Genomic DNA, 12027 nt, shown 5'->3' on the forward strand with positions numbered 1-12027 from the left:
GCGATTTGCATGAAGTAAAAACAGGTAAACATTATGGCAAAATACAAGGATGTCATCGACTTATATGATGACAATGGTAAACTCTTACGGAGTAATATATCCCTTGAGCGGATCAGCCCGCTTGTGAACCCGGCAGTCAAGAAGATCATTGACGACACAAAACGTTCCGTTGCAGTCAATCTTGGCGGTATGCAGGAAGGTCTGAAATCAGGTAAGATCGGTAAGCACCAGCAGATCCTCGGACGCGAACTTGACCTTGATATCCTTGGAAATATCGATGCTATCGAAGCAAAGATCAAAGAGTACGTCTCTGTTGAAACAGGCGACGACACGGAGATCAAACGCTTCAACGGCGGTAAACTTCTGCTCGTCAAAGTCCCCTCGGCACGTATTGCAGCAGCTGCGACCTACGATGCAGCTCTTACCTCTGTAGCAGCAGCAACGACCTACGCAGTTGTTGAGCAGTTCAACGTTGACATGTTCAACGCGAACACTGTCAAAGCAGCAGCATTCGGTACTTACCCGGTCACAATGGATCTCGCAGGCGGAGCATGTTCTATGATCATGTCCATCCCGCAGAACAACGAGTCTCTTGGATATGCACTTCGTAACATTCCGGCAAACCAGACTGTAATGATGACCCACAGAAACGCAATGCAGGGTGCAGCCCTCGCATCCACCTTCGAGCATGCAGGTCAGTTCGAGATGGGTAACGCAATCGGCCCATTCGAGCGTGCACAGCTCTTACTCTTTGCTTACCAGGGTCTTAACGCCAACAACATCGTCTACGATATTGTGAAAGCAAACGGCCAGACCGGTACTGTCGGTACTGTTGTTCAGTCCTTAGTCGAGCGTGCACTGGAAGACAAAGTAATCACGCAGACTGCAGGAGCCCCAGGCGGCTACTTCAAACCCTACGAGACCAAGGACCCGATGCTCTGGAACGCCTACGCATCCGCCGGCACCCTCGCCGCAACCATGGTCAATGCAGGAGCTGGAAGAATGGCACAGGCTGCATCCTCCACGTTACTCTACTTCAACGACCTTCTTGAACACGAAACCGGACTTCCGGGATCCGACTTTGGAAGAGTTATGGGAGCCGGCGTTGGTTTCTCCTTCTTCAGCCACTCCATCTATGGTGGAGGAGGACCTGGTATCTTCAACGGAAACCACGTCGTTACCCGCCACGCAGCAGGTGTCGCAATGCCTTGTGCAGTTGCAGCATGTGCACTTGATGCAGGCACTCAGATGTTCTCTCCGGAAGGAACCGCCAAGATCTATGGTGAGACCTTCGGTAAGATCGAAGAGTTTGCACGCCCGATCCAGGCAATTGCAAAAGTTGCATAACTTAATACCCGTATAGCAGAAGCTGACAAATCCGACCGGTAATCGGTCGGATTTTTCCGTGAATGAATGAAAAAATCTACGAAGGAACATAAAAATGGCATATACACCACAATACGGGCCGGGAACCTCCCGCGTCGCGGAAGTTCGTCGCAACCAGATGAACCCGAACGTAAAGCTCGATAAGATTCGTAATATTACTGATGAGGACCTTGTCCTTATCATGGGACACCGTGCACCAGGACAGGCATACCCGTCCGCACACCCTCCACTCGCAGAGCAGGGTGAACCCGACTGCCCGATCCGTAAGATCGTTCAGCCGACCGAAGGCGCAAAAGCTGGTGACCGTGTCAGATACATTCAGTTCGCTGACTCTATGCTGAACGCACCCTGTCAGCCTTACCAGAGAACCTATCTCGAGATGTACCGCTACCGTGGTATCGACCCGGGAACTCTCTCCGGCCGTCAGATCGTCGAGTGCCGTGAGCGTGACCTTGAAGGATACGCACGCGAACTTGTCGAGAGCAGTCTTTTTGACCCAGCAACCGTTGGTATCCGCGGTGCAACCGTGCATGGACACTCCCTCCGTCTCGCAGAGAACGGTATGATGTTCGACGCAGTACAGAGATGTATTCTCGACACCGACGGTGTTGTAAAATACGTTAAAGATCAGGTGGCTCTCCCCCTTGACCGCAAAGTCGCTGTCGGCAAACCGATGGACGCAGCCTGGCTCAAAGAGAACACCCCGATGTTCCACTCCCTTGTCGGAACCCCATTCCGTTCTGACAGTGAATATGTTGCATACGTTCAGCGTATCCACGCCCTCCGTACCAAATACGGATTCATGCCCAAGGAGGCCTGAGTAATATGGCAAAAGTAGAAAAGACCCAGAAACTTTTCCTTGATGCACTCAAGCAGAAGTTCCCAAAACAGGACGTTGAATCCACCACTGCAGAGTTCTACAAGTTTAACGGCGTCCAGCAGTCTGCCCGTAAAAAGGAGTTCATGGCAGCCAACAAGAAGATCGAAGCAGCACGTGGAATCTCCATGTATGATCCGGAACACTGTCACCTTGGCGGTATCCCGATGGGTCAGCGCCAGCTGATGACCTACGAGATCTCCGGCACCGGAACCTTCGTTGAGGGTGATGATCTGCACTTCGTCAACAATGCTGCCATGCAGCAGATGTGGGATGATATCCGCAGAACCGTAATCGTGTCCATGGACATGGCCCACCAGACCCTGCAGAAGCGTCTCGGCAAGGAAGTAACTCCTGAAACCATCAACGAGTATCTCCACGTCGTGAACCACGCAATGCCCGGAGGCGCCGTCGTTCAGGAACACATGGTCGAGACCCACCCGGGACTTACCGACGACTGTTACGTCCGTGTATTTACCGGTGACCAGGAACTCGCCGACAACCTCGAGCCCCAGTTCGTCATCGATGTAGAAAAGCTCTTCCCGAAGAAGCAGGCTGAAGCCCTCCAGGCAGCAGTCGGCAAATCCCTCTGGCAGTGCGTCCACATGCCGACCCTTGTCGGCCGTACCTGTGATGGCGGAACGACCTCCCGCTGGTCCGCCATGCAGATCGGTATGTCCTTCATTGCAGCATACCGTATGTGCGCCGGTGAAGCAGCAGTTGCTGACCTGTCCTTTGCAGCAAAGCACGCTGGTGTCATCAACATGGCCCACCACCTGCCGGCCCGCCGTGCCCGCGGCCCGAATGAGCCCGGAGGAATGCTCTTTGGTAACTTCTCCGATATGATCCAGGCCGACCGTGTCAACCCGAACGACCCGGCAAAAGCTTCCCTGGAAAATGTCGCAGCAGGCGCCATGCTCTTCGACCAGATCTGGCTCGGATCCTATATGTCCGGCGGTGTCGGTTTCACCCAGTATGCAACAGCAGCCTACACGGATAACATCCTTGATGACTTCACCTACTACGGAATGGACTACCTCCACGACAAGTACAAGGTCGACACCAAGAATCCGAACGCAAAAGACAAAGTCAAAGCAACCCAGGAAGTTGTCAACGACATCGCAACCGAAGTCAACCTTTACGGTATGGAGCAGTATGAACAGTTCCCGACCATGATGGAAGACCACTTCGGCGGTTCCCAGCGTGCAGCCGTTCTTGCAGCAGCCTCCGGTATCTCCACGTCGATTGCAACCGGAAACTCCAACGCCGGTCTCAACGGCTGGTATCTGTCCATGCTTCTGCACAAAGACGGCTGGTCCAGACTTGGTTTCTTCGGCTACGATTTGCAGGACCAGTGCGGTTCCGCAAACTCACTCTCCATCAGACCTGATGAAGGCTGTATCGGCGAGTTCCGCGGACCAAACTACCCGAACTATGCAATGAACGTCGGTCACCAGGGAGAATACGCAGCCATCGCAGCATCCGCCCACTTCGGCCGCGGCGATGCATGGACCCTCTCCCCGCTGATCAAGATCTGTTTCGCAGACCCGGCCCTGAAGTTCGACTTCGCTCACCCGCGTGAAGAATTCGCCAAAGGAGCAATCCGCGAATTCATGCCCGCTGGCGAGAGATCTCTCATCATCCCGGCACAGTAAGTGGTTAATCAACCACTCATTTTTTTCTTTTTTAACCATTCACTAAAGGAAAACCTGCTCGGAGTGGAGCAGAAAAAAATGATCAGCATCTCAATCTTCTGCAGTATTGAGACGTTCTGTTCAAAAAGATTAGATGTTCACGAATGTGTCCAGTTCACCAATGAGTTCACCCATCCGCTTCAGGAGATGAGCGGCCGTATCATACGCCCCATCGGTCAATATGGAAAGCGACATCGTATTTTCCCAGGTAACGACCACAATAACGAACGGATTTCCTGTGGTGATATTTGGATAACTGAGAGCATCTTTCACCGAAACGCCGTTCCCGAAATCCACTACATCTTTTGGCAGGACTCCTGCATTCGATATGAACGGTGTCGAATAATACTCGGGCTCAAGATAGGGTCCCGCGGCTTTTGAATCAGGCTCTTCGATAGCAAACAGCTCCCCGATCCCCGGAGCAGTCATCCGGTTCCTTTCAGATAATGCGGTAACTTCATGAAGGATCGAAACAAGATCGCCCGATCCCGGGATAGGTACTCGTGACCAGTAAGACACTGAGTAGTTTTTAATCTCGTTTCGAAGATAGGGGGGGAGATATTTTCTGAGATCCGCCGCGCCGCGAATCGGCACGATCGACATCGAGGTATTGAACGTTTTCTGCACATACTCCTGTAATGCAGCCGCATACACCGTAAGCAGGACATCATTCAATGTTGCATGATGCAGATGTGCGAACGCCTTCATGTTTTTCAGCATCAGCGGCCCTATCTTTTGGGTAAATAGCTTAGGCATTCCCCGTCTATCCTGCGGGACGACAAACAATTTTTTGTACTGTTGGACAGGGATCCGTTTTTCCGCTTCAGCACGGCATATTTCCGCGCAGGTCTCCAGAGAATAGGACGCAAGAAGCGGTCTCATCGACCGGTCGTCAGATTCTCGTAAGGGGACGGGTGAATAATCCGGATCCCAGCCAAGATTTCTATAACATGCCGAGATCATACCGACAATATCCCATAATCCGTGTGCGTCGGTCACCGTGTGATCTATCGAGAATACCAGCGTACATAATGACCCTTTCTGGTCAACGACCACGTGCAGAGGGGAATGTTCGGCCGGCAGGTTCTCCAGAATGGCCGTTACATTCGTAGGGTCGGCACTGGCTACTCTCACCCATTTTGGTATCTCCTTGAGCAGCACCCATCCGCTCTCCTCTGACTCAGGACTGCCGTTATAATAACATCTGAGAATTTTGACGGCATCAGCAGTTCGTTTGACAGCCGTTTCCAGACGGCCAACATCGATAGTGCCGCTCAGATCCAGCTGGAGGGAGATGAAATAAAATCTGTTATTATTAAAATTGCGTTGAAAGCGATCGAGTTTTGCGGAATGGATAATGATATCGGCCATAAGAATATATCCAGATGAGTATGTGTCGTCAGCCTATTTCTATCTCTGCAGAAAAAATCTCGGCACGCTCCTGATCATACGCACGAAAGAAATAGAATTATTATCATCATGAAAGTACAACCAGTCTGGATACTTGAGTAGAGGTTCGGTAACAGAAGTATGGCAGTCTCCGCAAAAACACTCACATTTCGTCTCTCAAAAGACGCGGTAGGACAGATCAGTTCTCTGACAGCGGAGGCGCTAAAAGAGGGTGACCTCGAGGTGTACGACGTCGAGCGTCTCCATCTTGCTGTCGAACAGGTCCTTTTGAAATGGCTCGACGTCCTCGGCGAAGGAACAGAAGGTACCTATCGGAGCGGAAAACGTCTGGGTCGTCAGTATATCAACCTCTCGGTATCGGGACCCAGAGTGAATCCCTTCGGAGAAGACGGGGGAGATTGTGTTTTAAACGGCGGCAACTCGGTCCAGACCTTGCTTGCAAATATCGGGCTCACTCCTTCCTACCATTACGTAAACGGTGAAAATCAGATCGCCCTCATGCCGAAGCGGAAAAAGATCAATCCGCTTATCTACCTGATCTGCTCGATAGTTGCCGGAGTATGCGTTGGTCTTCTCTGTCGGGAACTTCCGTATGATATCAGACATACCTTCTCTGAGGTCATCGTAACTCCTCTGTTCGATACCTTCATCGGACTATTGATCGCAACAGCGCTTCCCATGATGTTTTTATCCCTTATCTGGGGTATCTACAGTATTGGTGATACGGCCACTCTTGGAAACGTAGGAAAACGCGTCATTGGCCGATACCTCGGCAGGATCTACTTCACGCTGGTCATCTGCGCCCTGGTCTGTATCCCGTTTTTCGAGTATGCAGCCAGCGGCAGTGCGGTAAGCGGGGGAGAGTTCACCGCGATATTTTCCATGATCCTGAATATCGTCCCCTCCAACCTCATCTCGCCGTTCGTCGAGGGAAACTCGCTCCAGATCATCTTTCTCGCAGTGGCATTCGGTCTTGCCATGCTGATCCTCAACAAAAAGATCCCGGTGATCGTACAGTTCGTCGGGCAGGCAAACAACATCATCCAGCTGATCATGGAATGGATCACCTCGCTTCTCCCGATCATCATCTTCATCAGCATTCTTCAGCTGATGCTCACAGATATGCTCTCCGACATGTCGGGTCTCGTAAAACTGTTTGTGATCATCCTCCTCTGTGTGAGCGCAAACCTTGTACTGATGATCATGAGTGTTTCGATCCGGAGAAAGATCTCCCCGATCCTGCTGATAAAAAAACTGCTGCCTACCTTTCTGGTCGCTCTTACGACCGCATCGTCTGCGGCGACCTTCTCGACAAACATGGAGTGCTGCGAGAAAAAGTTAGGCATCCATCATAAACTCGTGAACTTCGGCGTCCCTCTCGGGACCGCGTTCTCCCGGCCGGGACATGCGGCGATCTTCTTCTGTGTCTGTCTGTTTATGGCCGACACATATGGCGTGCCGATCACTATCTCATGGATATTTGCCGCGATACTGACTTCAGGACTCCTGGCTCTGGCAGTTCCGCCGGTTCCCGGAGGGGGTATCGCCTGCTACTCGATTTTGTTCCTGCAGCTTGGAATACCCGTCGAAGCGCTTGGTATCGCCGTTGTACTGGAGATCGTTTTGGACTTCGTAAGTACATCCCTGAACATGGTCGCCGTTCCGGTGGATATGGTCCACGTAGCCGGCGGACTGGATATGGTCGATGAAAATGTGATGAGAGGATGACGGTCAGAATAGGAGTAGCGCGGTTTCATCCTCAATCCAATTCTGGAAGGAGTTTGTTAGGTGTGGAAGCATGAGAAAAAACCGCGAATCGACGCAAATCCGCCCTTCGGGCGAAACGAATCGGATTTGCTTATCCTCACTTGAACACGGCGGGCCTTATCGTCCCGCCGGTTCATCCCTCATCGGGAGCGTTCGGGCAAATCCTGTCGGCGCCCCGGCGCCTCCCAACAGGTCTATGTCTTCCTCATTATGAGACCACACCGAGTAAGCCGTATTCAAAAATCACAAATAAGAGATTAAAGTGGAGAGATCAACTCTCATCATGTAATCCCTCTGCTCTTACTCTATCGGAAAGGGAACATCGGTTCATTACCGGATCCCAGAGTTCACAGGCATCTTTAAAACAGATTCCGGGAACCCGATCTAATGATGCACAGTAACCGAGGGTGAAAGGACACATTTTATGATTATTATCGGCAAAGACCATACTATCTGAGATATGATCATACAGCTGAAGTCTGCCGTTTTCATCAGTCCATTTACGCATATTTCACTCCTGTTTCTTCCCGCAACTTGGGCAGAAGACATCTCCGTTTGGAACATTTGCTGAGCAGTATTGACATTTTGTACTTCCTTCAGGCGCCACATTCACCACAACCGGCGCCCCCATACCCCCTGAAACAACAGTTGCCCCGGGATTTTGAGCCGTAGAACGGGCGGTCGCCGTATTTCCCATGGCATTCAGCGCAGAATTCATTACCTCCTTCATCTGCTCGGCATTCTCCTTATATTGACTCTGCATCATCATATTGAAGGCCTGCTGATCCTTGATTCTAAATTCGTTCAGCTGCTCAACTGATTCAAGTTTAGCACGAGATGCCAATGCTTCGGCGGCTGCCTTTGGATCTTTTGCATTCATTGCAAGGATCTGTTCCGGCGTGAGGCTGTTTGCTCTCTTCGCCAGTTCAAGCTGGACAAGGGCGCCGACCTTCTGATCATCGACCAGAGAAATAAGAACTTCGACCGATGCCTCGGAAAGATTTGCGATATGCTGCCTCTCATCCTCGCGTTTGATCGCCTTGTTCTGTTTTTTGAACTCCAGAAGCTGCTCGATCTCCTTGCGGTCTTTTTCCAGTTCGTGATCATGTTTTTTAGAATCCCTGGCTAGTTCATGACCTAAGTTAGCATCAACTCTCTGGTTCCCCAGTTCCTGATCAAGGGATTTTATGGTATGGTTTGCATTGATCTGACCAACGGCATCTTCCGTTCCTGCTTCACGCAGGTAAGCTTTCTTTTCGTACTCTGCTTTCGCTTTGCCTATTTCGATCTGCAGATCCTCACGCGCTCCAAGAACCTCTTTCCAGGCCCCTTCATCAAAGCCCACACAATTCAGATGAGAGATCTCTATACCTTTGTTTCCAAAGTTCGCATTCAGATTATTCCTGAACTCGGAACTTAGTGCCTGGCTGAGAGCTGCATTTCCATACAGCTCTTCAACAGTATATTGGGATATTTTATTCTGGACAATATTTTTCAGCTCAGAGTGGATGCTTCTTTCAATGTCTGCAATACTCACGTGCTGTTCACGTTTCAAATAGTTTTCAAGGAAGGCAGCCGGGTCTTTGATCTGTGCAGTAACTTTTCCTGAAGCTCCGACAGATATGGCATTCTTTGAACGTAACTCCCCTTTTGGGATCATAAATGTAAGAGGGATTTCCCCGGCATCAACAAGAATGACAGTTGTCCGTTCATCAAGTCTCAACTGACCGATGGTATCAAAGATGTTTCCAAGATTGTACACTCCTGCAGGAAGTGCTCCTTTGTAGATCCCTCCCTGAAGAAGAATGGCTTTTGTCCCCTGTTCTACGGTGAGTCGTTTTGCAAAGACACCGCGGAGATCCTGAATATCAAATCTCTGCGCGAAGTCGCCCGGCATTCTCATCCACTGACGATTTTTGCCTAATTCTTTGGAGGTGTCGGCAGTATTGATCGTTTGCGGAGAATCCAGGAGTTTTGCTCCGCATTTCCCACAAAATGCAGCTCCCGGATCAAGTTTTGCACCACACGCGGGACATACGCCATTTGCCTGGCCTCCGAGTCTTTTACCGCACGATCCGCAAAACTGACTTCCTGCCGGGTTTTCATGACCGCAGGAACAGGTAATTTTTTTATTAAACAGCATTATAACTCCAATTGAATAAGTAATCTGTTATTATCTCCTAGACACTTAAATTATATGCCCAAGAATGAGCTTTTCCACCTCAATTCTTACAGAGGCAATACTTTCATCATCTACGCTGAGTGCTTTCATAAGAGCCAGGATTTGCACATAGTCATCAGATGATCCATCTTTTGTTGAGGCGAGAATTTCAGTGACCCGCATTTTTTCGATTTCTGCCGAGACCTCAGTATTCTCACGCTCTTCCAAAAGCTGATGCATATCGACCTGATCGAATATGTTGTGTTTCTGATGTGCCAGGTCTTTCTTTTCCTCTTTTATCCGCAGAAGGTTTGCGACTGCCAGCTGTTTGTTTTCGGTCGCGAGGATCTGTTGGAGGAGTTCTTTTTTTATGAGCATTTGATTCGCAACTTGCCGGGCAGCAAACTGCGTTTCGATTTCTGAAGCTGCATCTTTTCCGGCATAGAGGTTTGCCTCAATTTTTTCGTCAGCTTCTTTCATCTGTTTCATAAGGGTGGAATACTGGTATTCCAACCCGGCAGCCGTTCTCCGCAGATCACCTGAGGTGATCTTGTCAAGTCCGGTTTTCCGTCCAAAGATTCCGCGGGCCATTTTTAGAACTCACTTTTTTCTAAGGATTTTTCGATGTCTTTTTCTATGGAGAGCATGCTTTCCGCTTCGGAAATATTCAGACTGCCTGCCTCGACACTATTCCAGATGTCAAACATCTGCTTTTCTGCTTCGTCAACATCAGAATCAGAATCCGTGATGTCAAGTGCAAAGATGCGGTTGAGATCGTCGAGAATATTCTCGAAACCTTTTCCAGACAGGTTGACTTTGATGAGGGCCGACTCGAAGTTTTCAGGAGAGAGACTCTGGATTTTGTTCCAGACCTGGGTGGTTTCCAGATCCCGCTGATACTTTTTGATGATGATGAGGTTGGATACAAACATGTACTGTTTGTGTAAGGTCAGGAAGTTCTTGATTTTGAGTTTGCCGCTCATATCAAGCTGTTTCAACTCCTGAGCGATCATCTTTTTCTTGATCAGGTCAGCACCGATACCCTCATTAAAAAGGCACTTTTTGTCTTTTTCAATTGTATCGATCTCTTTTCTGAGACGGTTGATCCTGCTTTTGAGTCTGAGTTCTTCTTCCTGAAGTTCTGTGATCCTGAGTTTGTCAATCGCATTACTTTTTTTGAACAGATTTTTCAGTTCCATTTTTCTCACAAGGATTTCATTGGTTTTTTATCGATATAAATATTTCTCCAAAACGGAGAATAAATATAATTATCATAAAATACAATATCCAATGTGGTGATAGAAATATATAGTCTTAAAACATACTCCATATCTGAAATGGACTATCTTATAGTAGTGGATTATCAGTCCGATGCGGAGCGTAAACGGATAGATTACGCTATTGAACGCTGGAAGGATAAGGGGAAAATACATAAACCAAAGGGAACAGTGATCCATTATGCCGGAGATGATGTGGATGAATTTCTTGATGATCTGTATTCCCGTCTGAGTGTCGGAGCCGGATCAGTGCATATTTTCGCAGGAGATACCTATTCTCCTGATATCAATGAGCAGACAACACAGCTGAAATATACTACGACTATGGACTCTGCAGCGGTTGAGAATTTCCTGAAATATATCATGAATAAACTCGGGGCTTCGTTTGAAGGAACAAAACAGGGAATCAAATCATATACGGCATACACGAAGAAAGGACAGGCAGGGATCGATGTTGCTTTAACGGCGGGAGATAATACGGCTGTTTTAGTTATTGTGCGGGGATATGGGGAGGTTGTGTCATTTATTGCCGGAAGAATCGATAAAGAACTGAAGGTTTTCTTAGGAGATGATGAGTGATGAGTACCCACCATCATCGCGCAGCCCATACATCTGGTATCAATTACGAACAACTTGGCTGGAAATGCATGCACCAGGGAAACTATGAAGCAGCGATCGATGCTTTCGATAAAGCAATTGTACGAAAGCAAAGAACCTACTTTGCTTTGCATGGAAAAGGTGAGTGCCTTCTTCATTTAGGTAAATATTCTGATGCCCTCAACTGTTTTGAGCATGCAATAAAAATCGATCGGCGTCATGCATGGGCATATCATGGGGCGGGACGTGTTTATCATTATCTGGAAAAATATGATCTGGCTATTGCGTATTATAACAAAAGTATTGATATCACCAGACAGTCTGTTGTCGCCTGGCATTGGAAAGGGCGAACATTCATCCGGATGGGTGAATATGTACTCGCTGAAGAAGCTCTCAACATAGCTCTGCGAAACGCAATCGGGAGCAAACACGGCAGAGATTCGATCCCTCAGATCGAGGCGGATTTAGAACTGGCAAAGACACATAAAATGGATCCGAGTCCTCTGAGTAACGTAACACCCAACCCGAATATCATTATTTATGGTGATAATAATGCACCGGTCAATGTTGGCGGAATTCAGGCAACTGATGACGCAATACTGAATCGTCCCATAATTACGGGTGAACACGGCCCCGGATGGACAGACCCTATCGAGCCAGCCATAGCTAAATCTGCAGAACAAAACCCCGGGAATACAAAACACTCAAGCATTTTTTCGCGCATTTTTCAGAAAAACACCTGCCCGGATTGCGGGACCACGATCCAAAACAATCAGAAGTATTGTAACAACTGCGGGAGGAAACTGGAATGAAAATCGATCTAAGCGGCCCTCTTTACGATGCACTGAAAAAAACAAC

At 48.8% G+C, this 12027-nt stretch carries 10 protein-coding genes; 6 read left to right on the forward strand and 4 right to left on the reverse strand.

The window, feature by feature from the left end; genetic code table 11:
• Window positions 1-33 precede the first annotated feature (33 nt).
• From mcrB to mcrA, 3 genes are all read left to right on the forward strand, one after another.
• Complete coding sequence (gene mcrB, locus H575_RS05850) at window positions 34-1347, forward strand: coenzyme-B sulfoethylthiotransferase subunit beta (RefSeq protein ID WP_042699345.1); 1314 nt, start codon at window positions 34-36, stop codon at window positions 1345-1347.
• A 94-nt stretch (window positions 1348-1441) separates the two neighbouring features.
• Entirely contained in the window at window positions 1442-2206 is a 765-nt protein-coding gene (mcrG, locus tag H575_RS05855; RefSeq protein ID WP_042699348.1) for a coenzyme-B sulfoethylthiotransferase subunit gamma, read from the forward strand.
• A gap of 5 nt (window positions 2207-2211) precedes the next feature.
• Complete coding sequence (gene mcrA, locus H575_RS05860; RefSeq protein ID WP_042699351.1) at window positions 2212-3918, forward strand: coenzyme-B sulfoethylthiotransferase subunit alpha; 1707 nt, start codon at window positions 2212-2214, stop codon at window positions 3916-3918.
• Window positions 3919-4047: 129 nt separating this feature from the next.
• Here mcrA and H575_RS05865 read toward each other — a convergent pair whose 3' ends face one another.
• Window positions 4048-5328 carry a hypothetical protein gene (locus H575_RS05865; protein ID WP_042699354.1) on the reverse strand — a complete coding sequence of 427 codons (1281 nt, stop codon included), beginning with the start codon at window positions 5326-5328 and terminating at the stop codon, window positions 4048-4050.
• A 159-nt stretch (window positions 5329-5487) separates the two neighbouring features.
• Between H575_RS05865 and H575_RS05870 the strand changes: the two genes are divergently transcribed.
• A complete protein-coding gene (locus H575_RS05870; RefSeq protein ID WP_042699357.1) occupies window positions 5488-7095 on the forward strand; it encodes a dicarboxylate/amino acid:cation symporter in 1608 nt (535 codons plus the stop codon).
• A gap of 550 nt (window positions 7096-7645) precedes the next feature.
• Here H575_RS05870 and H575_RS05875 read toward each other — a convergent pair.
• From H575_RS05875 to H575_RS05885, 3 genes are read right to left on the reverse strand one after another with little or no spacing between them, the layout of a single operon-like run.
• A complete protein-coding gene (locus H575_RS05875; RefSeq protein ID WP_042699360.1) occupies window positions 7646-9277 on the reverse strand; it encodes a zinc-ribbon domain-containing protein in 1632 nt (543 codons plus the stop codon).
• 45 nt (window positions 9278-9322) lie between these two features.
• Entirely contained in the window at window positions 9323-9886 is a 564-nt protein-coding gene (locus tag H575_RS05880; protein WP_042699363.1) for a hypothetical protein, read from the reverse strand.
• Window positions 9887-9888: 2 nt separating this feature from the next.
• Entirely contained in the window at window positions 9889-10494 is a 606-nt protein-coding gene (locus H575_RS05885) for a hypothetical protein (RefSeq protein ID WP_042699366.1), read from the reverse strand.
• Between the two features lie 93 nt (window positions 10495-10587).
• Here H575_RS05885 and H575_RS05890 point away from each other — a divergent pair, with 93 nt between their 5' ends.
• Together H575_RS05890 and H575_RS05895 are read left to right on the forward strand one after the other, a co-directional pair.
• Window positions 10588-11151, forward strand: coding sequence for a hypothetical protein (locus H575_RS05890; protein ID WP_143745008.1), 564 nt, complete (start codon window positions 10588-10590; stop codon window positions 11149-11151).
• A complete protein-coding gene (locus H575_RS05895; RefSeq protein ID WP_042699371.1) occupies window positions 11151-11981 on the forward strand; it encodes a tetratricopeptide repeat protein in 831 nt (276 codons plus the stop codon). Before H575_RS05890 ends, H575_RS05895 begins: the two co-directional genes overlap by 1 nt.
• Window positions 11982-12027: the final 46 nt, after the last annotated feature.

The sequence above is a fragment of the Methanocorpusculum bavaricum DSM 4179 genome, from assembly GCF_000430905.1.
In the GTDB taxonomy this organism is placed as follows: Archaea; Halobacteriota; Methanomicrobia; order Methanomicrobiales; family Methanocorpusculaceae; genus Methanocorpusculum; species Methanocorpusculum parvum.